The 25,018-nt window shown below is 60.4% G+C and carries 24 protein-coding genes and 1 pseudogene; 11 read left to right on the plus strand and 14 right to left on the minus strand.

Annotated elements, in window-relative coordinates:
• Window positions 1-59: 59 nt before the first annotated feature.
• Together ACQZ6J_RS12945 and ACQZ6J_RS12950 are read right to left on the minus strand one after the other, a co-directional pair.
• On the minus strand, window positions 60-1,433 hold the full coding sequence (locus ACQZ6J_RS12945) for a sigma-54-dependent transcriptional regulator (protein ID WP_449084338.1): 1,374 nt from the start codon (window positions 1,431-1,433) through the stop codon (window positions 60-62).
• Window positions 1,430-3,307 carry a sensor histidine kinase gene (locus ACQZ6J_RS12950; protein ID WP_449084339.1) on the minus strand — a complete coding sequence of 626 codons (1,878 nt, stop codon included), beginning with the start codon at window positions 3,305-3,307 and terminating at the stop codon, window positions 1,430-1,432. The genes ACQZ6J_RS12945 and ACQZ6J_RS12950 overlap by 4 nt, the downstream gene beginning before the upstream one ends.
• A 218-nt stretch (window positions 3,308-3,525) precedes the next feature.
• On the opposite strand from ACQZ6J_RS12950, the gene ACQZ6J_RS12955 reads away from it, so the two are divergent.
• From ACQZ6J_RS12955 to ACQZ6J_RS12975, 5 genes are all read left to right on the plus strand, one after another.
• Window positions 3,526-4,854, plus strand: coding sequence for a dicarboxylate/amino acid:cation symporter (locus ACQZ6J_RS12955; RefSeq protein ID WP_163985314.1), 1,329 nt, complete (start codon window positions 3,526-3,528; stop codon window positions 4,852-4,854).
• Window positions 4,855-5,150: 296 nt separating this feature from the next.
• Window positions 5,151-5,684 carry an NUDIX hydrolase gene (locus ACQZ6J_RS12960; protein ID WP_449084340.1) on the plus strand — a complete coding sequence of 178 codons (534 nt, stop codon included), beginning with the start codon at window positions 5,151-5,153 and terminating at the stop codon, window positions 5,682-5,684.
• Window positions 5,685-6,003: 319 nt separating this feature from the next.
• A complete protein-coding gene (locus ACQZ6J_RS12965; protein WP_163985312.1) occupies window positions 6,004-6,249 on the plus strand; it encodes a helix-turn-helix domain-containing protein in 246 nt (81 codons plus the stop codon).
• A gap of 495 nt (window positions 6,250-6,744) precedes the next feature.
• Window positions 6,745-7,476 carry a response regulator gene (locus ACQZ6J_RS12970; RefSeq protein ID WP_163985719.1) on the plus strand — a complete coding sequence of 244 codons (732 nt, stop codon included), beginning with the start codon at window positions 6,745-6,747 and terminating at the stop codon, window positions 7,474-7,476.
• Window positions 7,473-8,738, plus strand: coding sequence for an ATP-binding protein (locus ACQZ6J_RS12975; RefSeq protein WP_449084341.1), 1,266 nt, complete (start codon window positions 7,473-7,475; stop codon window positions 8,736-8,738). The genes ACQZ6J_RS12970 and ACQZ6J_RS12975 overlap by 4 nt, the downstream gene beginning before the upstream one ends.
• A gap of 844 nt (window positions 8,739-9,582) precedes the next feature.
• On the opposite strand, the gene ACQZ6J_RS12980 is transcribed toward ACQZ6J_RS12975, so the two are convergent.
• The 4 genes from ACQZ6J_RS12980 to ACQZ6J_RS12995 form a co-directional block, all read right to left on the minus strand.
• Entirely contained in the window at window positions 9,583-10,209 is a 627-nt protein-coding gene (locus ACQZ6J_RS12980; RefSeq protein WP_449084342.1) for a hypothetical protein, read from the minus strand.
• A gap of 256 nt (window positions 10,210-10,465) precedes the next feature.
• On the minus strand, window positions 10,466-10,627 hold the full coding sequence (locus ACQZ6J_RS12985; protein WP_449084343.1) for a hypothetical protein: 162 nt from the start codon (window positions 10,625-10,627) through the stop codon (window positions 10,466-10,468).
• Between the two features lie 82 nt (window positions 10,628-10,709).
• A complete protein-coding gene (locus ACQZ6J_RS12990) occupies window positions 10,710-11,561 on the minus strand; it encodes a helix-turn-helix domain-containing protein (RefSeq protein ID WP_449084344.1) in 852 nt (283 codons plus the stop codon).
• Window positions 11,562-11,630: 69 nt separating this feature from the next.
• Window positions 11,631-11,858 carry a DUF1127 domain-containing protein gene (locus ACQZ6J_RS12995; RefSeq protein ID WP_449084345.1) on the minus strand — a complete coding sequence of 76 codons (228 nt, stop codon included), beginning with the start codon at window positions 11,856-11,858 and terminating at the stop codon, window positions 11,631-11,633.
• A 257-nt stretch (window positions 11,859-12,115) separates the two neighbouring features.
• Between ACQZ6J_RS12995 and ACQZ6J_RS13000 the strand changes: the two genes are divergently transcribed.
• Complete coding sequence (locus ACQZ6J_RS13000; protein WP_449084346.1) at window positions 12,116-13,261, plus strand: M24 family metallopeptidase; 1,146 nt, start codon at window positions 12,116-12,118, stop codon at window positions 13,259-13,261.
• 22 nt (window positions 13,262-13,283) lie between these two features.
• On the opposite strand, the gene ACQZ6J_RS13005 is transcribed toward ACQZ6J_RS13000, so the two are convergent.
• The 6 genes from ACQZ6J_RS13005 to ACQZ6J_RS13030 all read right to left on the minus strand — a co-directional run bounded on the left by ACQZ6J_RS13005 (window position 13,284) and on the right by ACQZ6J_RS13030 (window position 19,361).
• Window positions 13,284-14,342, minus strand: a complete 1,059-nt coding sequence (locus ACQZ6J_RS13005; protein ID WP_449084347.1) for an ABC transporter ATP-binding protein — start codon at window positions 14,340-14,342, stop codon at window positions 13,284-13,286.
• Window positions 14,343-14,346: 4 nt separating this feature from the next.
• Window positions 14,347-15,177, minus strand: a complete 831-nt coding sequence (locus ACQZ6J_RS13010; RefSeq protein WP_113422706.1) for a carbohydrate ABC transporter permease — start codon at window positions 15,175-15,177, stop codon at window positions 14,347-14,349.
• 3 nt (window positions 15,178-15,180) lie between these two features.
• A complete protein-coding gene (locus tag ACQZ6J_RS13015; protein WP_163985305.1) occupies window positions 15,181-16,113 on the minus strand; it encodes a carbohydrate ABC transporter permease in 933 nt (310 codons plus the stop codon).
• Between the two features lie 90 nt (window positions 16,114-16,203).
• Window positions 16,204-17,463, minus strand: coding sequence for an ABC transporter substrate-binding protein (locus ACQZ6J_RS13020; RefSeq protein WP_449084348.1), 1,260 nt, complete (start codon window positions 17,461-17,463; stop codon window positions 16,204-16,206).
• A gap of 39 nt (window positions 17,464-17,502) precedes the next feature.
• Window positions 17,503-18,669, minus strand: a complete 1,167-nt coding sequence (locus ACQZ6J_RS13025; protein WP_449084349.1) for a PLP-dependent transferase — start codon at window positions 18,667-18,669, stop codon at window positions 17,503-17,505.
• Window positions 18,666-19,361, minus strand: coding sequence for a FadR/GntR family transcriptional regulator (locus ACQZ6J_RS13030; RefSeq protein ID WP_163985302.1), 696 nt, complete (start codon window positions 19,359-19,361; stop codon window positions 18,666-18,668). Before ACQZ6J_RS13030 ends, ACQZ6J_RS13025 begins: the two co-directional genes overlap by 4 nt.
• A 194-nt stretch (window positions 19,362-19,555) precedes the next feature.
• Between ACQZ6J_RS13030 and ACQZ6J_RS13035 the strand changes: the two genes are divergently transcribed.
• On the plus strand, window positions 19,556-19,810 hold the full coding sequence (locus ACQZ6J_RS13035; protein WP_112508621.1) for a hypothetical protein: 255 nt from the start codon (window positions 19,556-19,558) through the stop codon (window positions 19,808-19,810).
• Window positions 19,811-20,237: 427 nt separating this feature from the next.
• The gene (locus tag ACQZ6J_RS13040) at window positions 20,238-20,378 is read left to right on the plus strand and encodes a hypothetical protein (RefSeq protein ID WP_449084350.1); all 141 of its coding nucleotides are present in this window, start codon (window positions 20,238-20,240) and stop codon (window positions 20,376-20,378) included.
• Between the two features lie 74 nt (window positions 20,379-20,452).
• Here ACQZ6J_RS13040 and ACQZ6J_RS13045 read toward each other — a convergent pair.
• Window positions 20,453-20,605 (minus strand): annotated as a pseudogene (locus ACQZ6J_RS13045) (metal-dependent hydrolase); the annotation flags it as partial.
• Window positions 20,606-20,639: 34 nt separating this feature from the next.
• Window positions 20,640-21,353 carry a GntR family transcriptional regulator gene (locus ACQZ6J_RS13050; protein ID WP_449084351.1) on the minus strand — a complete coding sequence of 238 codons (714 nt, stop codon included), beginning with the start codon at window positions 21,351-21,353 and terminating at the stop codon, window positions 20,640-20,642.
• A gap of 267 nt (window positions 21,354-21,620) precedes the next feature.
• On the opposite strand from ACQZ6J_RS13050, the gene ACQZ6J_RS13055 reads away from it, so the two are divergent.
• The 3 genes from ACQZ6J_RS13055 (at window position 21,621) to ACQZ6J_RS13065 (ending at window position 25,017) form a co-directional block, all read left to right on the plus strand.
• A complete protein-coding gene (locus tag ACQZ6J_RS13055) occupies window positions 21,621-22,709 on the plus strand; it encodes an ABC transporter ATP-binding protein (protein WP_449084352.1) in 1,089 nt (362 codons plus the stop codon).
• Between the two features lie 31 nt (window positions 22,710-22,740).
• Window positions 22,741-24,039, plus strand: coding sequence for an ABC transporter substrate-binding protein (locus ACQZ6J_RS13060; RefSeq protein WP_163985300.1), 1,299 nt, complete (start codon window positions 22,741-22,743; stop codon window positions 24,037-24,039).
• Between the two features lie 66 nt (window positions 24,040-24,105).
• On the plus strand, window positions 24,106-25,017 hold the full coding sequence (locus ACQZ6J_RS13065) for an ABC transporter permease (RefSeq protein WP_449084353.1): 912 nt from the start codon (window positions 24,106-24,108) through the stop codon (window positions 25,015-25,017).
• Window position 25,018 lies beyond the last annotated feature (1 nt).

Consider the following 25,018-nt stretch of genomic DNA (forward strand, 5'->3'; position numbering starts at 1 on the left):
TTTAAACGGCGCTATGGAAGTGCTGGGAATTACCCTGATATCGATCCTCGCTCCATCCGTCAGTTTCGCCGGTCGTCGCCATCAAGGCCGGCGAAATCGCCTCTGACGATGCCGTGGCGTTGCAGCTTGTCGTAGAAGGTCTTCCTCGGGATGCCGAGCGCCTCTATCGTCTTCCTGACGTCGGCATTGTTCTGCAGCAGGGTCTCCCGGATAAGTTCAGCCTCGTAGCGCTCGACGCGGGCGGGCAATGAAAGCCCCGCATCGATGGCAGGCGCCTCCGCGGGTTTCGGCAGGGCCGTCGCCTCCAGCCCAAGAACGAAGCGTTCCGCGAAATGCGAGAGTTCGCGCACATTGCCCGGCCAGTCGTGCTGTTGCAAATAGCGATGCACGGCCACGGAAACGGCCGGCACGTCGCGCTTGAAACGGCCTGCCGCGCGCTCGGCGAAATAACCGAAGAGCAGGGGAATGTCGTCGCGCCGCTCGCGCAGCGGCGGGATGGCGAGGGTGACGACGTTGAGCCGATAATAGAGGTCCTCGCGAAAATCGCCGCGTTGACCGGGGTCGCCAAGATCGACCTTCGCGGCTGCCACGACGCGAAGATCGACGGGACGAACCTCGTTGGTGCCGAGCGGGGTTACCTCACGCATTTCCAGCACGCGCAGCATCTGCACCTGGATCGCCGGCGGCATGCTTTCGATCTCATCGAGAAACAGGGTGCCGGAGCTCGAATGCTCGATCCGCCCGATACGCTTTTTCTGCGCACCGGTGAAGGCGCCCGGCTCATGGCCGAAAAGCTCGCTTTCGATCACGGTTTCGGGCAGGGCGCCGCAGTTCAGCGCAACGAAATTGCCTTTCGCACGGCGGCTCCAGCGATGCAGCAGGCTGGCCACCACTTCCTTGCCGCTGCCCGTTTCTCCGGTTACCAGCACATCGACATCCGTATCGGCGATCTGCCGCAGTGTGTAGCGCAGGCGGTCCATGGCCGGAGTCTGGCCAATCAGTGGCAAATCGCCTTGCGCCTGTTCGGCGGCCTGCCGCAGCGTGCGGTTTTCCAGCACCAGCCGTCGTTTCTCCGCCGCGCGCCGTACGCTCTGCACCAGCCGGTCGGTGGCAAAGGGCTTGGCGATGAAATCATAGGCGCCGTCCTGGATCGCCTGCACCGCCATCGGGATATCGCCGTGACCCGTTACCAGAATGACCGGCAGATCGGCGTCAAATCCCTTGATGCGGGCGAAAAGCTGCTGTCCGTCCATCTGCGGCATGCGGATATCGGAGACGACCACACCGGCAAACCCGGCGTCCAGAGCAACGAGAGCGTCGGTCGCGGCGGAGAAAGCGGAGACGGTAAAGCCTGCAAGTTCGAGAGTCTGTTTTGTCGCCCGCAACAGATCCTTGTCATCGTCGATGAGGAATACGGGGGAGCTTTCGTTCATGGAGTGGCCCTGCGCAAATGGATGGAGAAGCGGGTGCCGCTGTCGTTGCTTTCGACATCCATCCGCCCGCCATAGTCGACGACGATATCCTTCGAAATGACGAGGCCGAGGCCGAGACCCTTTTCCTTGGATGTGTTGAAGGGCGTGAACAGCGAATCGAGGATCGCCGCCGGAATGCCGGGTCCGTTGTCCGAGACAACTATCTCGACTTCATGCGAAGATTCATGCACCGACACGTCCACCTTCGCCTGGTCGCTGCCTTCCAGAGCTTCCAGGGCATTCTGGAAAAGGTTGATCAGGACCTGCTCCAGCCGGATGCGCGTCCCGACGACGCTGAGCCCCGGCGGCGGCAATTCGATCCTGAGCGCATCCAGACGGCCGGCAAACCGGCTTCTCAGAAGGACGACTGCGCCCTCCATCGCGCTTCTGACGTCCACGGGTTGCGGCGCGGTCCTGCCCTTGCGGGCAAAGGCCTTCAGCTCCTCGGTGATGGTGCCGATGCGCTCCGTCAGGGCTGCGATGGCGGAGAGATTCTCCCTGGCCGGTCCGGTCTGCTGCCTGTCGAGGAAGACATGTGCATTCTCGGCATAGGCGCGGATGGTGGCGACCGGCTGGTTGAGTTCATGGGCGACGCCGGCTGCGACCTGGCCGAGAATGGCGAGGCGATTGGCCTGTACCAGATCCTGCTGCACGCCCTGCAGCTTGGCTTCCGTCGCCCGGTGATCGGCAATTTCCGCCTCCAGCCGGTCGCGGGCGCGGCTGAGATCCTCGGTCCGCTCCAGGACGCGGCGCTCCAATTCCTCGCGGGCGATCCTACTGACGGCGGTCTGCATGGCGGAGACATCGCGCCGACGCAGGAGGAAGGCGGCAAAGGCAAGGATCGGCAACAGGACGGTGAGGGTGAGGAAGCGTGTCTCGCGCACGGAAGACGCGATCGCCTGATCGGTGGGTATGAGATAGCCGAGCTGCCATGGCGTCGACGGGATGGGCGTGGTCAGCCGCAAATATTCGGCAGCGCTGCTTCCGGGCAGAACGGCACGCACGATGGTTGCGTCCGGGCCTACTTTTTCAGGGCGGCTGATCGGCAGCGGCGAGAGCGGAGCCGCGCCGAATTGCAGGCTTTTGCGAATGGTCGCGGCTTCATCGCGGTCCAGCGGCGCCGTCGTCATGAAGCGCCAGGAAGGCAGGCTGGTGATGAGAACGACGCCGTGTTCGTCGGTCACGTAAGCCGGTCGGCCGGTTTCGCTCCAATCGGCCTCCAGCTGATCGAACTCCATCTTGACGACGACAACCCCCAAAGCCGAAGCGGCATCGCCGACACGGCGGGAAATGTAGAGGCCGGGGCGGTTGCTGACCGTCCCGAGCGCGTAATGCTCGGCGGTTCCCGTTTCCATCGCCTTGCGGAAATAATCGCGAAACGAATAGTCGTTGCCGACGAAGCTCAGCGGCTCCCGCCAGTTGCTGGAAGCCATCGCGACGCCGTCCTTGCCGGTGACATAGAGGACGGAAGCGCTCGTGCCGGAAACCAGGCTTTCCAGCTTTCGGTCGAGGGACACGACATCATCCGTGCGTTGGCCGGCAAGCGCGTCGCGTACCTGCCGGTCGTCGGCAAGCAAGAGGGGGAGGGCGCGCGGACGTTCGAGGACTGCCCGCAAGAGGGCCACCTTGAGGTTCGCATCCGTATGGCCCTGTCTCTGCAACGTCTCGATCGCGGAAAGGCGGCCGTAGAAGCTCGCGCCATAAAGCGCGGCTGCGATGATGGCCGCACATAGAAACGCAAAGACGAACCAGATCCGGCGCGAGCGCCGGCCCAGTTGCGCGGGCGTCAGAAATCGTTCGGTGGCCGGGCGCTGCAGCATCCGTCCATTGTGCATGATTTCGCGCGAACGGCAAATCAATCTGTGCGGATTATCGCACGAATACCGGGGCAGCTTTCGCCTCAGTATAAATAAATAGCGTGAAATCAGATATTTATAACCAAGTCCCCGAGTTGGCACAGGCGTTGCAAAGGCAGATGGAACAGTCGGAGGCTGTTGAATTCTAGTCGTCGCCCGGAGGGCCGAGAGATCGGTTGGGCTTAACGGAGGACATCATGATTGCTCCCATCGCTGCCGCTGAACCGCACGGCAAGCTTCCTTTCTACCGGCACCTCTACGTGCAGGTTCTCACCGCGATTGCCGCCGGCATCCTGCTGGGCCATTTCTATCCGCAGCTCGGCGCATCGATGCAGCCGCTCGGTGATGCCTTCATCAAGCTGGTGCGCATGGTCATCGCCCCCGTCATCTTCCTGACGGTCGCGACGGGTATCGCCGGCATGTCCGACCTGAAGAAATTCGGTCGCGTCGTCGGCAAGTCGTTCATCTACTTCCTGACCTTCTCGACCTTGGCCCTGATCGTTGGCCTGATCGTTTCGAACGTCCTTCAGCCCGGCGCGGGCATGCACATCGATCCGGCCTCGCTCGACACGAAGGCCGTCAACAACTATGCGGCACAGGCTCATGATGCCTCGGTCGTCGGCTTCCTGATGAACATCATTCCGGACACGATCGTCGGCGCCTTCGCCAAGGGCGATATTCTCCAGGTGCTGTTCTTCTCCGTCGTGTTCGGCATTGCGCTCGGCGCTTCCGGCGAACGCGGCCGCCCGGTCGTCGATTTCCTGCAGGCGCTGACCACCCCGATCTTCCGCATGGTATCGTTGCTGATGAAATTCGCGCCGATCGGCGCCTTCGGCGCCATGGCCTTCACCATCGGCAAGTATGGCATCGGCACGATCGCCAACCTGGCATTCCTGATCGGCACCTTCTACCTGACGTCGCTGCTGTTCGTGCTCGTCGTGCTCGGCGCCGTCGCGCGCTATAACGGCTTCTCGATCCTGGCCCTGATCCGCTACATCAAGGAAGAGCTGCTGCTCGTCCTCGGCACGTCTTCATCGGAGGCAGCACTGCCGGGCCTGATGAACAAGATGGAACGTGCGGGCTGCAAGCGTTCGGTCGTCGGCCTCGTCATCCCGACCGGCTACTCCTTCAATCTGGACGGCACCAACATCTACATGACCCTGGCGGCGCTGTTCATTGCCCAGGCGACCGACACGTCGCTGTCGCTCGGTGACCAGATCCTGCTGTTGCTGGTGGCCATGCTGAGCTCCAAGGGCGCGGCCGGCATTACCGGCGCCGGCTTTATCACGCTTGCCGCCACTCTTGCCGTCGTGCCTTCCGTTCCGATCGCCGGCATGGCGCTGATCCTCGGCATCGACCGCTTCATGTCGGAATGCCGTGCCCTGACCAACCTCGTCGGCAACGCCGTTGCCACCGTCGTCGTCGCCCGTTGGGAAAACGAGCTCGACAAGACCAAGTTTGCTGCCGCCATGGCGGGGCAATTGAGCGAAGATATCGAGGTGCCTGCCCTGCAGGCCGCCGAGTAAGCTTCGCCGCATCCTCCCAAGGATGAAACGGCCCCCTCTGCGGGGCCGTTTCAGTTTTCGTGCGTATAGCCACGTTCATGTGTCGGCCGTTGCAACCCATCCGACCGGCATCATCAACAGCCTCCTTCATAAAACTGTCACTGCAACGGATCACAGGATCAATAAGACAGTTGTGAATTTCGGCAGAGTCGCGAGCGGAATGGGAGGGCAGCGTGTCACAGACAATTCTTGTGGGCGCATATCACCCAACGCCACGATGGATTTTCCTCAATCGACGTCATCGCCGGTAGCCGCACATGGCGTCTTCCGTGTCGGTACAAAAGAAGGCCTTGAGGCAGACGGAGACTTTTTTGTCCGAACTTGCCTCCCATGCCGATACCTTGCTTCGTGGCCGTGCATACGAGCAATATGCCGCTATCTGCTACAGGAGAGGTTCTGAGCAGGCGGACGCCGAAGTTCTTCTCGTCACGAGCCGGGAAAGCGGCCGATGGGTCGTTCCCAAGGGCTGGCCCATCAAGGGCAAGAAGCCGCATGAGGTCGCCGCCATAGAGGCCTTTGAGGAGGCCGGCGTACGCGGCAAGGTGAAGAAAAAGCCTTTCGGATACTTTACCTATCTGAAGCAGCTTGCCGATGGCGGTCGCGTCCCCTGTATCGTCGAACTGCGTCTGCTCGAGGTCGACCGGACGTTCCAGGATTTTCCCGAGCGAGGCCAGCGCCGTGTCGAATGGGTTTCCTTCGTCGAGGCGGCCAATCGTGTGCGGGAGCCGGAGCTCAAGGGCCTTCTGCTTGCGGCCGAGCGTAAGATACGCAAGGCGAAAGGCAGGAAATAGTCGTCCTTCGCGCAGGATTCTTGCTTCCGCCTGTCACATCTTGGTGAAGGGAAAATGGGGTGCAGGGATTGGAATTGCGGTGAAGGACGGCATTTTTATAACCAAGGCGTGTAGTGGCTTTCACCGAATATTAAAACACGATATGAGCCGAGAGCTGGAGGATTGGCAGCTATGCGCTTCCGTGCTTGCCCTTGCCGCATTGATGCCTATATTGACCGAGCGTTCGGCCGCGTCTGTTTAGGTCGATATGCCTCATGGCTGCAATAGCTGCCTTCACCCGGCAACGAACCGGCCGGCGGACTTTGGAAGGAGAAATTTCATGTCCATTACTCCGAACAATATCGATAGTTCAAAGGCTTCCACCGTTCCCCATGGCGAAATCGCTGCTGCCGTGCGGCAGGCGCGTGAAGCCATCGGTTATACGGTTGATGACCTGTCTGAAACCTGTGGCCTCACCAGTGAGGAAATCATTGAAATAGAGGCTGGTGCAGAGGCCGATCCGGCGAAACTTCGGCGCATTGCACTCGCATTGCAGGTTCCGCCCTCGACTTTTTTCATCGTCTGAACATGAGGCGCACTTCGGTGCGCCTCTTCAACTCCTTTCGTGGCGGAGTCACGTGGGAGTTTCATGTCAACGACCGCAATTTATACGTGCGTCATGTCGTTGAAGCGCGTATGTTCCTGCATAAGTGAAAGGCAGGACGTCGCTGCACCAGGTTCGCCCCTCTTTCGTCCCGTGATTATGTGCATGGCATCCCCGATGCGGTTGGTGAGCCATGGAGCTTGCGGCGATTTCGTCCGCTGTGGCCGGTCCGTCTTGCGCGCCGGCGCCGAACAGGCCAATCGAGAGGCGTGGTTTCATCGGGCCGATGCGTCGTCCGCAGCCCTGGTTTCGCATTCTTGGCACTACCCGGCATTATTGTGTTGCCCAACGTTTCTGATGCCGGGAATTTTGTAAACCAACATTTCCTCGCCCGAAATTTCCGTATTGGTGCCGCAAAACCCTTCTTTTCAGAGAGTCGATAGCTTGTATAAGGGTTGAGAAAACGGAATGAAGCCTATGAATGCGAACGTCGCGCCGGATATTCTGATAGTCGATGACGATCACGAGATACGTTCGCTGCTCAGCCGCTATCTCGAGGAGCAGGGGTTCCGCGTGTCGACGGCGAGCGATCTTCGTGGATGCAACGATGCGCTCAACCGACGCCAGCCCGATCTGCTGGTGCTGGATGTCATGCTTCCCGACGGATCGGGCCTCGATCTCTGCCGAGATCTGCGAAACCGCCGCCCTCGGGTGCCGGTCATCCTGCTGACGGCGCTGAAGGAGGATATAGACCGCATTCTGGGTCTTGAGATCGGCGCGGACGACTATCTCGGCAAGCCGTTCAATCCGCGCGAGCTGGCCGCACGCATCCGTGCCGTCCTGCGCCGCACGAACGAGGACTCATCCTCCGAGCCCGAGCAGAGACGCTATCAGTTTGCGGATATGATGCTTGATCCGCAGCTTCGGCGGGTGAGCAGGGACAATGGCGAGGTGATCGCGCTGACCGGCGCGGAGTTCGATCTTCTGAAAGCCTTCCTGGAGCGGGCTGGCCGATTATTGTCGCGCGATCAGTTGCTGGATCTGACCCAGGGTCGCGACCGTGACCCGGCCGACCGCTCGATCGACGTCTTGATGAGCCGGCTACGCCGCAAGCTCGGTGAGACCGTGGAAGAGCCAATTTTCAGAACCATTCGTAATGGTGGCTATCAGCTGGTCGTCCCCGTAATGGCTATCAAGGGCGATTCATGAGGTCGCTTGGTGCGCGTCTGGCGTTGCTTCTGCTGACGGCCATCGTGCTGGTGGTCATTTCCTCGTCATTCGTGGCAAGCCTCGTCATGCGCGGGCCGCGGCCGGATATGATGGTCGAGCGCATGGCCAGGCAGCTTTCCATTCTGGCGACCTTTGCTGAAAAGGACAGGGCCACGGCAGCATCGGCGGGATTGGTTATTACGCCCAAGCCGGTCGAAGGCCAGCGCGACGAAGAACTCTCCCGCTTTCTCATGGAAGCGCTGCTTCGAATTACCGGCATGCGCGAGGCGACCATAACGCGCCAATCGACGGGAGAGATGATCGCATCGCTGAAACTCTCCGACGGCAATTGGCTGGTCTTGCCGATGCCGCAGCACGGCCCGCCGCCGGGCGGTTGGAAGATCCTCATGGGGTGGCTTGGCCTCATCATCATCGGCAGCGTGCTGGTTTCGATCTTTGCCGCCTCGAAGATCATGAAACCGCTGCGCCTGCTGGAAGAGGCGGTTGCCGCGGTCAACCCCGACGGCACCTTGCCGCACATACCTGAAACCGGGCCGGGCGAAGTTCGCGCTACGGCGCAAGCGCTCAACGGCCTGTCCGCCAGGGTGAAGGCCGCCACCGAAAGCCGCATGCGGCTCGTTGCCGCCGCCGGTCACGATCTGCGAACGCCGATGACCCGGATGCGCCTGCGCGCGGAGTTCATCCGGGATGACGAAGAGCGGCGCAAATGGTTTGCCGATCTGGAGGAGCTCGACCGGATTGCCGACAGTGCCATCGGCCTCGTCCGGGAGGAGATTTCCAGAGATAGCCTCGAACAGGTCAGGCTCGACAAGATCGTCGCGGCCATCGTCGCGGAGCTGAGGGCAATCGATATGAACATCGATAGTGGCGAGATGGAGCAGACGACGATCTGCGCGGGGCCGCTCGCCGTCACCAGGGCGCTGCGCAATCTGCTCATCAATGCCGCGACACACGGCCAATCGGCGACGGTAACGGTCACTCATCTCGGCAACCGCGCGGTGGTGAGAATTATCGATACGGGGCCAGGTATTCCAGAGGATCGGCTGAACCAGGTGTTCGAGCCCTTTTTCCGAATCGATATAGCACGACAAAGATCTTTCCCCGGCGCCGGCCTCGGCATGGCTATCGCGCGGGAGATCGTCACGCGCTTCGAAGGCGAGATCACCGTGCGCAACCGCAAGCCGAGAGGGCTGGAGCAAGTCGTCTCGTTCAAGAGCGCCGATGCGAAGGCCGCGAGCTAGAGCAGAGCGATCGTCGGCGCCCTGCAAAGCGGCGGTCAGTTCACGCCGCATTTTTCCGGTAAAACAGGTTTTACTTGCGTAGAATTCCCGAAAATTCTACGAACGACAGTATTGATGATGCTATCGCGGAATTTGCTAAATAATGCGAATTCGATGGAAAAGCCGAGACACCAAATTTCCTCAAAATGCCTTGTTTCAGCAATGTTCGGAAATGTTCGGGGCAGCAACTGTTGTAGTTTGACGGCGATCACCAGCTTGACTCGAGCAGGCTTTGATCGCCCCGCATACCCGGCTTCGCCATGACGCCCCCAACACGAATGGCGAAGCCGGATTGTCTCCGGTGGCAGAATTGAAAATTTCCAAAAAATCAATGATTTAAGCGCGGCGTGTCGCCAATGGCCTGCATGTCGTTGCGTGCCTGTACACCACGGTAAATGCCGTCGGACGATCCTCCCTTCACACGCCTATCAGAGTAAACGGCAGCGCCATTCCAATAGCCGCCTACATATTTCCTGTTATTGGCGGTGTCTTGGCACGATATCATTTGGGCCGGGCCGAATACGGATCTTGTTTAACGGCGAAAATCCCGGCCGTGGCGACGTAAGCAGGGCGATACCAATGGCTTTTGTGGCCCATATTGGTGGCGATATGGCCGCTGATACCAACGCATCTTTGGTCCGGGAGCGCCGGGCGGGCACTTCCGGACCATGCGGCTCTTCAAAGAGCCGCGCCTTGCAACCGATCGGGGCGTCCGGGGGGATCTCGATCGGCTGGAGGCGGAGAGAAATTGGTCTAGGCTATCACTTGGCGCGGGATTTCCCCTGGCCTGCTCCCGTGTTGTCGCTCAGCGGAATGGATGAGGACCGGCGACGAGGGATCGTTCGGCATCTTCAAGCTTGGCGAGCTGATCGGATGTCAGAACATTGCGCAAAGCCGCGACCTTGTCCTTGAGCACGGTTGCCTTGGCGGCGCGATCCAGCACGCGGTCGGCAATGCGCTCGCCGAAGAGTTCCGTCGGCTTGCCGGCATCCTGGGCGGTCTGGGGAGGGGGCGCATCGTCACCGACCGGCGGACCGGGCGGTTGATGCCTCGGCATGGCCAAGAGATCGGTCAAAGCATTGGTATAGTCTCTCCAGGCGTCGAGCTGGGCGCTGCGAATGCCGATCAATGTTTCGATCGCCGACAGTTTGCCTGCGAGTTCCAACGCCGGATTGTCGCCATGCGGGAAGCCACCGGGCGGCATGTGCGGCATGGGCATGCCAGCGCCAAACGCCATCATCGGTCCATGGGGATGCGGGCCAGGGTGGGGCCAGCCGAAGGGCGGCATATCCGCCGGCGCGGGCGGCGCTGTCTCGGCAATGGCGGGATTCTGCGTGTCAGGCGCAGCCGGCGGTTCGGCGGCATAGGCTGCCGCGGCCATGCCGCCCATGGCTGTTATGAATAAAGTTGCGACGATGTATCGTTGCCTCATGATCAGTACCTTCATTGCGATTAACCGATGCGGAGGCTAATGAGGCTGTATGAACGCGATACGTCCTTATGTTTCCGAGTATGTCCCGGAAGAGGAATGTTGCGAACGAAGTTTTCTGTGAGCTTTGCGGCAATACTTCATTACAAATTTTTCTTCGTTGGCCGGATGCGAGGATCGCCGCAGCCGTTGCGCGGCTTGGACATCGACGATCGCGGCCCTCCCGGAGCGGCGATCGCCAGTGTCTCTTGTGGCGGCCTTACTCCTTGCCGGCGGACGCGACCGATGTCGATTGATCCGCCTCCTTCAGGGCGGCCGCACACTCCTCGCAGCATACTTCGACCGATTTGCCGCCAAGATTGACCTTGATGGTCTCCGCACCCAGCTCGCAGTCGCAGGCTGCACATGTGGTTTTCTTCATCTCATGATCCTTTCCTGATCGTTCCCCATGTCGGGGCAGGGTCATGAGAGCACCGATCATCCCTGGAGCGCTGTCAGAATCTTTAGCGAGCCGTATAGCGTTTCGGCGTCAACTGCGCGGAGCGTTGGAACTCCGCCGGCGTCAGCCCGTAGGTCTGCTTGAATGCGGCGCTGAAATGGCTGTGGCTGGAGAAGCCGAGATCGAGACCAAGCATGGTCAGGTCGTCATAGGAGCCGAGAAGATCGAGTGCGCGCGCCAGCCGCAGCCGCAACTGGTAGCGATAGAGCGGCATGGCTTCGACCTGCTGGAAGACCTGCGTCAGGTAAACCGGCGAAACGCCGACCTCCCTGGCGATCTCCGCAAGCGTCCATCGCCGCGCAAGATCGGAGGACAGGACGAGCTTGGCCCGGTCGACAAGTTTCTGCCGGCCGAAGCTTGCGCCGGCCGCATGAGACGTGCGCTCGCCGAGCGAGCGGCGCACCAGGGTCAGCGCCAGCGTTTCTCCTTCGAGGCTTTCGGCTATGTTACGGCTCAAGCCGTGACGCAGCATCGCCACGAGCGCCTGGGCCCGAGGGTCTATGCGCCGCCGCTGCCGACGGAAGATGACGCCGTCACCGGCGTGAACCTGCTCTTTTGGCGCAAGTTCGTGAAGGACGGTCTCGTCGATCATCAGGTCCAGGCAGGAATCGCCGCCCTCGACGGGATGGCTGATCCGGTATCCCTGTTCGCGATTGAAAAACAGCACCTGGTTGGCTTCCGCAACGGCATCGTTTTGCCCGACGTCGCGCTTGAAGACGCCGCGATAGGGATAGACGAGGCTGGTCCTGTGGGCGCATTCCTCGTCGCTCTTATGCCGGCATTCGCCATTGCAGACGACATCGCGGATGAGGACGGTTTTCGTCTTCAGCAGCAAGGCTGTCGAAATGTCTGACATGCCGAAATCCCCATCAGAGCGCTGAAGTTCGCTGCGCCGAACGAACTTAGCACGTCCCGTTTCATCTTTTTAGTAGCGGCTGTAGACATGGACGTCGCTTCCATTCTGACCGCGTGAAAGCCCGATATCCTTCAACTGATCGTCCGACAGTTCCATGAGCGCATTGCGGTTTTTCCGCTCGACCATCTTGCGTGCAAGCAGGCGCACCATATCGGCGACGACCGAAAGAGGCGTGCGCCGGGCCTTGCGGCTGGCGCGGATCCGCTGGGAGGGAACTATGATAGTTGCGATTTGCATGATGATGTTCCACCGTCTGTTTCGATGGAGGCAGTGAACCATTGGGGCAGCGTTCGCGCTGTCAGATAATTTAGCGATCGAGCAGGCTGGCTATGGCCCTGACGCCGCATTGCGGAGCGGCTGGAGCGAAGCGCAAAGTGATTGGAATGTTAGCATTTTCGTTGTCGACACTTTGCCCACAAGAGCGATAGTGTCTGTGGTGTTGCGCCTGATACGAATGAAAATGCATAAAACGGAAATAGTTGAGGAGACCAGAAATGTCGTGGCAACATCCAGTACCCCGGATCACCGAAGAGGAAAGGCTGCAACGCCTCTCGCGTCTTCGCCAATTGCTCGACGCGCAGGGATTGGCCGGCCTGTTGCTCGGGCCGACGGAGAGCCTGCGTTATTTTACCGGGCTGATCTGGCATGCGAGCGAGCGGTTTCTGGGTGCGTTGGTGACGCCGAACGGGCTTTACTACATCGTACCGGGTTTCGAACGCAGCCGGGTCGAGACCTTGCCGCATCTGCCGGCCGAAATCCTCGAATGGCAGGAAGAAGAGAGCAGCGCGGCATTGATCGCGCGCGTGCTCGGCAAGTCAGGTGTTTTGGCGCTGGACGACAACATGCCGCTTTACTTCTATAACGCACTGGCGACGGAGCTCGGAGCCGAAAAACTGGCGAACGGCGGACCGGTCATCAACAGCCTGCGCCGGATCAAATCTCCGGCTGAAATCGCGCTCATTCAATATGCGATGAACCTGACGCTCGATGTGCACAGGCAGGCGCATGCCTTGCTCAAGCCGGGGATTCGCGCCTCGGAAGTGGTCGAGTTCATCGACCGGCGACATCGCGAGGCTGGCGCCCATGGTGGCTCAACCTTCTGCATCGTATCTTTCGGTGAGGCCACGTCGCTGCCGCACGGCGCCAACGGCGACCAGACACTCGGCGAAGACGACGTCATTCTGGTGGATACCGGCACCCGCATCGACGGCTATCACTCCGACCTGACACGGACGTACAAGCTGAAGAGCGGCGACAGCGCCTTCGAAGACGCCTGGGCGATCGAGCGCGAAGCGCAGCAGGCCGTTTTCGATGCCGCGAAGCTGGGCGCTGCCTGCTCCAGCCTGGATGACGCGGCGCGCGCCGTGCTCGTGAAACATTCGCTCGGTCCCGACTATAAGCTGCCGGGGTTGCCGCATCGCGCCGGTCATGGCCTCGGGCTGGAGATTCACGAGGAGCCTTACATCGTGCGCGGCAATGCGACGAAGCTCTCAGCCGGCATGTGCTTCTCGAACGAGCCGATGATCGTCTTTCCGCAGAAATTCGGTATCCGGCTCGAGGATCATATCTACATGGCGTCGGACGGCCCGCACTGGTTTACCCAGCCTTCCAATGGACCGACCAAGCCCTTTGCAGATTGAGAATTTCCCGGAAGGGCGGCGGTTAAGCCGCCCTTTTTCCTTCCTCGTCGAAGACGTGCAGATACTGCGCCGGGAAAGCAACATTGACCTGGGTGGCCGCGCTCAGCGCGCTGCGATCCAGCGTGAATACCTTGAACGGCAGGCCATGCAGCGAAAGATGCAGGATGATGCCGAAGCCGGTGGGTTCGATGAGTTCGACATTGGCGGCCATGTCGGACGGATTGGACGACAGCACCACATGCTCCGGCCGGATGCCGAGCGTCACCTTGGCGCCGACCGGCAATTTCAGCGGCTCCGGAAGCGAAACGAGCGTGCCGTCCTTGAGCTTGACGGCACTGCCCTCGTATGTTGCGTCGAGGAAGTTCATGCCGGGAGACCCGATGAAGCCGGCCACGAAGAGATTGGCGGGGCGATCGTAGAGTTCAAGCGGACTGCCGACCTGCTGCACCACGCCGCCATGCATGGCGACGATGCGGTCCGCCAGCGTCATCGCTTCGATCTGGTCGTGGGTCACGTAGATCGACGTCGCCTTAAGATCACCGTGCAACTTCTTGATTTCGGCGCGCATCTGCTCGCGAAGACGGGCGTCGAGGTTGGAAAGCGGCTCGTCGAAAAGGAAGGCTTTCGGCTGCCGCACGATGGCACGGCCCATGGCGACGCGCTGCCGCTGCCCGCCCGAGAGCGCCTTCGGCCGGCGTTCGAGCAGCGGATCGAGACCGAGCTTTGCCGCCGCGTTGGCCACGGCCTTGGAGATGGTCTCCTTCGCCATCTTCCGCAGCCGCAGGCTGTAGCTCATGTTGCCGGCGACATTCATGTGCGGATAGAGCGCATAGGACTGGAACACCATGGCGATGTCACGATCCTTCGGATGCAGTTCGTTGACCCGGTTTTCCGCAATGCGGATCTCTCCGCCGCTGATGTCTTCGAGACCTGCGATCATCCTGAGCAAGGTGGACTTGCCGCATCCGGACGGGCCGACGAGGACGACGAACTCGCCGTCCTTGATCCGAAGATCGATGTCGTGCAGCACCTGCACATGGCCGTAGGCTTTCTTGACGTTCTGAATATCGATCGATGCCATGTGACTAACCCTTGACCGCGCCGGCCGTCAGGCCCTGCACAAGATAACGTTGGATGAGCAGGAAGAAGAGTGCCGCCGGAATAAGCGCCATGACGCCCGCGGCCATCATCTGCCCGAAATCCACGGAGAATTTCGAGACGAAGGTGAGAAGGCCGACCGGGAAGGTCGCGGCCTGGTTGCCGTTGATCAGCATCAGCGCAAAGAGCAACTCGCTCCATGCGGCCGTGAAGACGAAGCCGAGCGTTGCCGCGATGCCGGGCAGGGTCAGCGGCAGGATGATCTGCCTGAAGGCTGTAAACTGCGTGGCGCCGTCGATCATGGCCGCCTCCTCCAGGTCCTTCGGAATGCCGTCGAAGAAGGATTGCATCAGGAAGGTGGCGAAGGGCACGTTGAAGGCTGTGTAGACGATGACGAGCCCGGTCAGGCTGTTGGTCAGATGCAGCGGCGTCAGGATCTTGAAGATCGGGGCGACGAGCATGACCAGCGGAAACATCTGGGTCAGCAGCATCAGGGCCACGATCCAGTATTTTCCGCGGAAATTGAAGCGCGAAAGCGCATAGCCCGACAGCGACGCGCAAATGGTGACGGCAATCGCCGTCGAGGCGGAGACGATCAGACTGTTCTCGAAGAAAGTCGGGAAATCGCTGTGCTGCAGCACGAAGGAATAATGTTCCCAGGTCGTGCGCGACGGCCACATGCGCACGCCTTCCGTATAGAGCAGGTCGTTCGGCGTCACCGACACCTTGAGCAGCCAGAAGAGCGGAAAGAGCGCGAAGACGACATAGCAGAGGATCGCCAGGCGATGTGCAATGGTAGGAATGACGGATCGTCTCATGGCTCAATCCTTCATCAGGGTCTGCCGCAGCAGAATGATCAGCATGGAATAGGCGAGCAGCAACACCAGCAGCACCAGGGCGATGGCCGAGGCATAGCCGAAGTCCAGCCGCTTGAAGGCCTGCGTGAAAATGTAGCTGGCGACGATCTGCGTGCGGTCAGCGGGACCGCCGCCCGTCATCACGACGATCAGATCGGCGAAGTTGGACACCCAGACCGTTCGCAGGAGCACGGTGATGGCGATGGTCGGAGCGAGGAACGGCAGCGTGATCGAGCGGAAACGCTCGAACCAGCCGGCACCGTCGATCGAGGCCGCCTCATAGAGATCGCGCGGGATGGCCTGAAGTGCCGCCAGCAGCGTGATGGCGAAAAAGGGTATGCCCCACCAGACGTTGGCGACGATTGGTCCCCACATCGCATAGTTCGGATCGGACAGAATGTTGCTCGGCTCGCTCATCAGGCCGATCGCGTAGAGCCAATGCGGTATCGGTCCGATGACCGGGTTGAACAGCCACGACCAGTTGAGGCCCGCCAGGAAGGAGGGAACGGCCCACGGCAGAAACACCAGCGCCTGCACGAGAGACCTGCCGACGAATGGCTTGTCCAGCAGCAGCGCGAGGATCAATCCGAAGATGAATTGCAGCGCCACGGAAGCGCCGGTCCACCACAGCGTGTTCTTCAGAGCCCAATAAAAGGCACCATCTTTTGCGAGGTCGCGAAAATGCTCCAGGCCGATGAAACCGCCGGAAAACGGGTTGAGCAACTGAATATCGCGAAAGGCATAGGATATGCCGATCACCAGCGGCACCAGCATCACGGCAATGATGAGGATGAGGGCAGGCGCGCTGTAGAGATAGGGCTCGGAGGCGTCGGCCAGGCGCGTCAGCCACGTCCTGCGGTCGTCGCGCCTGTCGGGCGTGTCGGCGATCGAAGTCATCTGCAAGTGTTCCCGTTCGCGGCGTTCGAACGCCGTCTGTTTCAAATGGGTAAAGGCGGCGGCGGATCGCTCCGCCGCCGCATATACGATTTACTTCTTGGCCAGGAACTTCTGCTGGGCCTTGGTCAGGTAGTCGGCCCACTGGTCAGCGAGATCCTTCGCGGAGATATCGCCGAGCATTGCCTGCTGCGATGTCTTGATGGCGAGCGAATCCTTGAAGAAGGCGAATTCCTCGAGATAGGTCGGCATCACCGTGGGCACGGTGTCCTTGTCGGCCAGTTCCTGGAACCAGCCCTTGAACTGATCGCCGGCATAGAAGGGGTCCTTCTCAGCGGCGGTATAGGCCGGCAGCGCGCCGATCTTCTTGTTCCAGGTGAGGTTGCCTTCCGGCCCTTCGAGGGTCGCGATCAGTTTCCAGGAGAGATCCTTGTTCTGGCTGGTGGAGAACATCGACCAGCCGCCATAGCCGATGGTCGGGAAGGATTTTCCGTCCGGGCCCTTCGGCAGCGGTGCAACGCCGAAATCGTCCTTGTTCATGCGTTCTGCGACGGCAATCAGCGCATCCGGATCCTGATCGAGGAAGGCGCAGGTGCCGGAATAGAAGCCGGCGACCACTTCGTTGAAGCCCCAGTTGACGCTGTCCTTCGGCGCCAGGCCCTTCTTGTAGAGATCGACCATCCACTCGATGCCCTTGGCCCAGCCGGCGCTGTTCATCGTGGAGGTGCCGTCATCCGTGAAGTATTTGTTGTCGCCGGCCATGGAGGCGGCGAAGATCATCCAGCCGTTCAGTCCGCCCGGTCCGCCGCGCATGCAGTAACCGTATTTGCCCGGAAGCTTGGAGACGGCTTCGGAAGCCTTGACGAAATCGTCCATCGTCTTCGGCGGCTCGCTAACGCCGGCGTCCTTGAGCAGCTTCTTATTGTAGAACATGGCGCGCAGGTAGAAGCCGTAAGGCAGCATATAGGCGGTGTTCTTGACGTAGCGACCGAGCTCCAGCGCCCGGGGCGTCAGCTCCTTGGTATGGTCCCACTTCGCCAGATAGGGTTCCAGGCTTTCGAGCATGCCGTTGTTGCCGTAGAGCGATACCCAGGTGTCGGGCATTTCCATGACGTCGGGCGTGTCGCCAGCCGAAACCATGGTGGCGAACTTCTGGAAGGCTTCGTTCCAGGGCAGGGAGATGATGTCGACCTTGGTGCCGGGATTTTCGGCCTCGAACTTGGCGACGATCGACTTGAGCGTCTCGGTGCGCTCCGGGCTCGTGATCACTTCCACAAGCTTGAGCGTCGTATCGGCAAAGGCGGTTCCGGCCATCATTGCGGTAAAGAGTGCTGCTGTTATCAGTCTTTTCATGTTGGTTCCCCTTTTAGGTTTCCTCTCAGTTTGATGATTTCACGAGGCGGCGGCGATCGCCTCCTCGAGTTCTTTCCATAGGGCCTCGGTTCCTTCGAGGCCGATATGGAGACGCACGGAGCGCGGATTGATGCCGAAGGTGTGCGCCGAATTCGGCTGCGCCTTCTGCTGCAGCACGACCTCGCCCGGTACGATCAGGCTCTCATGACCGCCCCAGCTCACGCCCAGCTTGAAGAGCTTGAGACGATCCGCAAAGGCGCGGACGTCAACACCTTCGCGGAAGATGAAGGAAAACAGGCCCGAAGTTCCGTTCAGGCCGGCCGGCAGGCGGTTGGCGAGACCCGGATGGCAGACCTGCTCGACGACATCGAGTTCCTGCAATCGCTTGGCGATCGTCATGGCGGCGGCCTCATGCGCCTTCATGCGGATCGGCAGAGTGCGCAGACCGCGGATCAGAAGCCACGCGTCGAAGGGAGAAAGCTTGCCGCCGAGATAGGGGTAGGCTTCGGCCTTCAGGCGCGCGATCATTTCCTTCGAGCCTGCAACGACGCCGGCAACCACGTCGCTATGTCCGCCGAGATATTTGGAGGCGGAGTGGATGACAAGGTCCACGCCGAGCTTCAGCGGTTGCTGGAAATAAGGCGTGGCCCAGCTGTTGTCGATCATCGAGACGACGCCGTGCTGCCTGGCGAGAGCTGCCAAGGCGCCGACATCGTGCGCCTCCATGACCCAGCTGGTCGGGCTTTCCATGTAGAAGACCTTGGCGCCGGGAAGCGCCTTTGCCACGGCTTCCTCGTCGCGGCCGTCGACATAGGTCACCTCGACCTTCATCCGCTTCAGAAGCGTGCCGAACAGGCGGAAGGCATCGGGATAGACGTGCTTGACCGCAACGATCCGGTCGCCGGGCTCCACGAAGCTCAACACGGCCGACGAAATCGCCGCCATGCCGCTGGCGAAGCCGAGCGCATCCTCGCCGCCCTCGAGCTTTGCCAGCATCTCCTCGAACATACGCACGGTCGGGTTGAGGCCGCGCGTGTAGATCGGCCGCACCTTTTCGCCGCGATAGGAGGCGATCATCTCGTCGTAGCTGGAGAAGGTGAACAGCGATGTCTGGAAGATCGGCGGCACCACTGCTTCGGCGAAATTGCCGTCGTCATGGGCTGTAATGAGGGAGGCAAGTTCGAACGGCTCCGGTCCGTTAGTCATTTGGACATTTCCTTGATGTCTTCCTCGACAACGTCGAGAATTTTAAGTGTCTCGGCGCGCGCTGCCTCGGGATCCTGGTCGACGATCGCGTTGAACAGCGTGCGGTGATAGGGAAAGGACCGGCGGGCAAAATCCAGCCGGTCGAAGGGATGCTCCCAAAAGCGCTCGAAGGTTTCGCGCATCTGTTCGAGAAGCTGCTTGAACAGTGGATTGTGCGTGGCGTCATAGACGGCGAGATGGAATGCGAGGTCTTCCGGTCCGGACGTGCCCTTGGCCATGTGGACGCGCTCCATCTCGTTGAGCTTTTGCTCGATGATGGCGATGTCCTCGTCGGTCCGCTTTCTTGCCGCCACCATGCCGGCCTCGCATTCGATGCCGCGGCGAACCTCCAGCGTCTGCAGCAGCGCGTCGCGCAGATGCGAGGGGTTGAAGGAAAGCGGCATGTGAATCGTCGCTTTCGAAACCGGCTTCAGCAGATAGGTGCCGCTGCCTTTGCGCGTCTCCATGACCCCGAGAGCCTGGAAATAGGTGATTACCTCGCGGATTGTCGAACGCCCTACCGAAAGTGCTGCCATCAGCTCGCGCTCCGTCGGCAGCTTGTCGCCGGCCTGCAGCTTCGACGACTCGATGAAGGTCGACAGCGCCTCGATGACTTGCTGCGTCCGGTCGATGGAAGGAAGGGGTGTAAGCATCGGTTTCGTCATAGGGCGGTAAATTGGTCTGACATCTGCCATCAGGTCAATCCCCTTTTCGACGCAATCCGCCTTTTTCGCTCCTTAAATTTTTAAGGTAGGAAATCGAACTGGATCGGAGACTGCTTACGGCCTTCAAGTGCGTGCAAGGCGCTGCTAGAAGGTTTCCAGCATGAGTCCCGGATTGGAAGAGAATGGCCGCGCGAGATCGATATTCACGAAAGCTGGAATGCGCCAAGTGCGATCACACCGGATTTGCCGAGGTTTCCGAAACCGACGATCGTCGCGCAGCCAGTCGTGATTTCAAGATAGACGAGATGCCGCGCGGCTTTTCCACCGAGCGCCCATCGACCGATCCGCGCAAGCATATGATTCGTTGCCGTTGCGGCTCTGTCTTCGCTTTCGAGCAGGATACCGTCTATGCGCCGGGCGGCGAGCCGCGCCGTTGAACAATCGGAAGTAGAAAAGAAAAAAGCCCCGCACAGGCGAGGCTAAGCTTGTGCCGCTCCGGGGAAATCGGAAGCGACGCGGCGTTGTTTAGTCGGCGCATGTCCTTCCGGCTAGGTCAGTTTTGGCCATAACGGTACGCTCCTGCAAAAAACCTCCATTCTTCAAGCGAGTTCCGCGAATTTGCCCATGCAATCGCCGATTTCGGATTTTAGAGGTCGCATATTCTCGACACCGCATGGTTTCGCTTCCTGGGTGCGAAGATCGGACCAAACCATCCTTCCGTGCAGGATGTTCAGCTAGCGTTCATTTTTGCGCGGGCAAAAAGGTAATCGCCGCAACGCCTTGCGGCCGTTGAGGCCCGGCTTCCGGTTGGCTTTCGAGCCTGGCGGCCGGGCCTCTCAGCTACTGAAAACCTTGGATATCGACATGTGGCTGCTTCGCGCTTTCATCGACTGGATTCGCCACCGCCGTCAGCGGCGGCTGGAGCTGGAGACGGCGCAACATTCCGCCGATGATCCCTGGGTCCTGCAGCAGATCGAAAAATTCGAGCGGGAGTTGAAACGATAGGCGCGTCACGGCTGCGTGACCGCACCGTTGCGTCTCCACGCGGCAATCAAGCCCTCTGCCTGGAATGCCCAGGTTCAGCGCCGCAAAACGATGCCGTCCTTGGCGACAAGCTTGCCTGCCTTGTAGACCGAACGCGGCTTGGGGACTGAAACAACCGCCTCGGGCACATGTTCCGCCCTCAGGGTTACGAAGTCGGCTTTCGCGCCGATCCGCAAGCCATAATCGCTGATCCGCGCGGGAGGCGCCTCCAGGCGCGCCATCTCACCGCTCGAACGCTTCCCTGAGGCCGAAGCTCTTGCGTTCGCGCAGATCGAGATCGGCTTCGATATGCGCGATATGGTGAAGCATCAGGTCGCAGGCTCTATCGACGTCCTTGCGTTCTAGGGCGGTGATGATGTCACCGTGCTCGGAATGACCGCAGCTGGAGGCGCTCGATTGTCCGTAGAGCGCGATCACCAGCGATGAGCGGGCGACGAGCTCCTCCATGAAACGCTGCATGATGAGATTGCCGGAAAAGGACGCCAGCATCAGGTGGAAATCGCCCGAAGCCTTGATCTCGGCTCTGCGGGCAGACTGACCGCGTTCGTTCATCAGGCGGCCTTCTTCCACGAGAAGCTGCCTCAGCTGCTTTATCTCAGCCGGGGTGATCCGCTCGGCCGCCGACTTCAATATGCCGGGCTCGACCAGGCGACGCGCGGCGAAAATCTGCCGGGCTTCCTCGGGCGAGGGATAGGCGACAAAAGCGCCCCTGTTTTTCTCCACACTGACGAGGCCCTCGTAGGAAAGAGCCTGCAAGGCGGCACGCGCCAGCGTTCGGCTGACGTTGAACAGGCCGCCGACATCGCTCTCGGACAGTTTCGTTCCCGGTGCCAGTCTGCGTTCGACGATCGCGTCGCGAATGGCGTCGCGGATCTGCTGTGTGCCGTTTTCTGTGAGATCGCTGGGCGTCAACAGCCCGTCTGCTGAAGAATTCATAATCGTTTACCTGAGCATTCGGCGGAAATGATAGCCCGCTTTCCGATCGAAGTTAAATGAAATCTCATTCAATGGTGCGCTGGATTGCATACAATAATGCGCACTCATCGAGCACGATAGCCTATTTGATGAGCAGATATCGAATTGCCTCACAGGGGGCAAAAATCCTCCGCGTGTGAAAAAGTGTTGAAATTGCAGACGGTTAGTGCGCTGCAACAAAACTGGCACGATTGATGCACTGTCTTTCTCAAACAACAGGGGAAGATGATGTCGAAAGCGGCAGAGATCGATATAGTGTCCGTTTCGAAGGTCTACGGCACGACCACCGCAGTTCATGCGATCAGCCTGAAGATACCGGCGGGCTCCTATTGCTGCTTCCTGGGCCCCTCCGGCTGCGGCAAGACCTCGACGTTGCGCATGATCGCCGGCCACGAAGGCATTTCATCCGGCGACATTCGCCTCGGAAATACAGTCGTCACCGATTTCCCGCCCGCCAGGCGCGGAACGGCGATGATGTTCCAGTCCTATGCGCTGTTTCCCCATCTCGACCTGATCGACAACGTCGCCTTCAGCCTGAAGATGAAGGGTGTGGCCAAGGAGGAGCGCCGCGCCAAGGCGCTCGACATGCTGAAGCTCATGCAGATGGAGGCCTATGCGACCCGGCGTCCGGCGCAGCTTTCAGGCGGACAGCAACAGCGTGTCGCGCTCGCACGCGCCCTGATTACGGATCCCGAGGCACTCTTGCTGGACGAGCCGCTGTCGGCGCTCGATCCCTTCCTGAAGATCCGCATGCGCGCCGAGCTGAAAAAGCTGCAGAAGACATTGGGCATCACCTTCGTCCATGTCACGCACAGCCAGGAAGAGGCGATGGCGCTCGCCGATATCATGGTCATCATGAATGACGGCCGGATCGAGCAAGCTGCCTCACCGCGAGATGTCTTCGAACGCCCCGCAACCGCTTTCGTCGCCCGCTTCATGGGCGATCACAACGTCCTGTCCGGCCGCGTCACGTCGAGCGAGGACGGCATCATCACCATGACCGCGCCGGAGGGGCAAAGCTTCTCGGTAAGAGGGGCAGGGCGGCAGGCCGGCGAGGCCGTCGATATCGCCGTCCGTACCGATCGCGTCCAGCTTTCGCAGCCGGAAGGCAAGGGCCTCGGCTTCAACGGCGTGGTCTCCAACATCGAATATCGCGGCGCAACGCTGAAGATCACCGTCATCGGCGCAGGGAGCGACGACTTCACCGTGATCGCAAGCAACGACGACGATGACGCCAAAACCCTGGCGGTCGGCGACGCCGTCTCGCTGAGTTGGGCTCAGGAGGATGCGATCCTTCTGGGTTGTATGTCCGCATGAGAATCCGAAGCATCAAAAAAGGGGAACTGACATGACGACTGAAACGAAGACTACGAAGACGACGAAAGGCATTTCCCGCCGCTCTCTGCTGAAGACCGGCGCTGCCGCGCTCGGCGCAATGGCCGGCTCCGGCGTCATCACCGGCTTTCCGACCATCTGGGCGCAATCGAACATCACGTTGCGCCAGTTCGGCACCGGCGTTTCGAACATCAACGCGATCGCGGAGAAGTGCAAGGCGGATCTCGGCATTACGCTCGAGATGACCGCGACCGATTCCGATGCCGCTGCCCAGCGCGCCGTGACGCAGCCGAATAGCTACGATATCGCCGACATCGAATACTGGATCGCCAAGAAGGTCTTCCCGGCCGGCGTCCTGCAGCCGATGGACGTCAAGAAGCTCAAATACTACGACAAGATCGTGCCGTTGTTCATCAATGGCAAGATGAAGCCGGACAGCGTCATCGCCCAGGGCACCGCGCCGCACACGGTCGGCTTCCTTGAGGCGCAGGACTCCAAGAAGTTCGCCAAGGAACCGACACAGTGGATGACGATGGTTCCGACCATCTACAACGCCGACACGCTCGGCATTCGTCCCGACCTGACCGGCCGCCCGATCACCAGCTGGGCCGATATCATCGATCCGGCCTTCAAGGGCAAGACCGCCATCATCAACATCCCCTCGATCGGCATCATGGATGCCGCGATGATCATGGAAGCCGCCGGCAAGATCAAATATGCCGACAAGGGCAACATGACCAAGGAAGAGATCGACAAGACGATCGAATTCCTCATCAAGACCAAGGGCGATGGCCAGTTCCGCGCCTTCTGGAAGTCCTTCGACGAAAGCGTCAACCTGATGGCGTCGGGCGAAGTCGTTATCCAGTCGATGTGGTCGCCGGCCGTTGCCGCCGTGCGCTCCAAGGGCATCGCCTGCACGTTCCAGCCGCTCAAGGAAGGCTATCGCGCCTGGGGCGGCGGTCTCGGCCTTGCCGCGCATCTCAAGGGCGCCGAACTCGACGCCGCCTATGAGTATATCAACTGGTACACCTCCGGCTGGGTCGGCGGCTATCTCAACCGCCAAGGCTACTACTCCGCCTGCATGGACACGGCCAAGCAGTTCATGTCGGCCGATGAGTGGGGTTACTGGATCGAAGGCAAGCCGGCACAGGGCGATATTCTCTCTCCGGAAGGCAAGGTCATGGAAAAGGCCGGTGCGGTTCGCGACGGCGGCTCCTTCGAGGCCCGCATGGGAGCCGTCGCCTGCTGGAATTCGGTGATGGACGAAGACCGCTACATGGTTCGTCGCTGGAACGAATTCATCGCTGCCTGAGCCGATATCCGCATATCGCCTCCTCCGCTGTTGCGGGGGAGGCATCCCCAAACGGAGAGCCGAACCATGGCGACGATCGCTTCCTCTCACACAGCAGAGGCAACACCGAAAACCGGACGCGGATCTGGCGTGCCCGCCTGGGCGTTTTCCTATCTGCAGGCAACGCCGCTGTTTCTCATCCTCGGCTTCTTCTTCCTGCTGCCGATCGCAATGATCGGCGTCGTCAGCTTCTGGGACTACGATTTCGCCGGCATCTACCCTGCCTTCCTCACCACCAACTACACCGATACGCTCGGCTCCTGGGTGACGTGGAAGACCTATCTCAACACGCTGAAATTCACGGCCATCGTCTGGGCGCTGACATTGTTCATCGGTTTCTGGGTCGCCTATTTCCTTGCCTTTCATATCAGGCGCACATCGACGCAGATGATCCTTTTCCTCGTCTGCACCGTGCCGTTCATGACATCGAACATCATCCGCATGATCTCGTGGATCCCGGTGCTCGGCCGCAACGGACTGGTCAATTCCGCCTTGATCGACATGGGCCTGATCCCGCAGCCGATCGAGTGGCTGCTTTATTCCGATTTCGCCGTCGTGCTCGCCATGGTGCATCTCTACACGCTCTTTATGGTGACGCCGATCTTCAATACGCTCATGCGCATCGACCGTTCGCTGTTCGAGGCTGCCCGCGATGCCGGCGCCAGTGGATGGCAGGTGCTTTGGAACGTGGTGATCCCGCTTGCCAAACCGGGCATGGCAATCGGCAGCATCTTCGTCGTCACGCTCGTCATGGCGGATTTCTCCACCGTTCAGGTCATGTCCGGCGGACAAAGCGCCTCCATCGCCCTGATGATGAAGAACCAGATGTCGCTGCTGCAATATCCGGCCGCGGCCGCGAATGCCGTGGTGTTGCTGTTTGTCGTGCTGCTGATGGTCGCCGCTATCCTGCGCATCGTCGACATCCGCAAGGAGCTGTGAG

Source organism: Rhizobium sp. A37_96, from assembly GCF_053521765.1.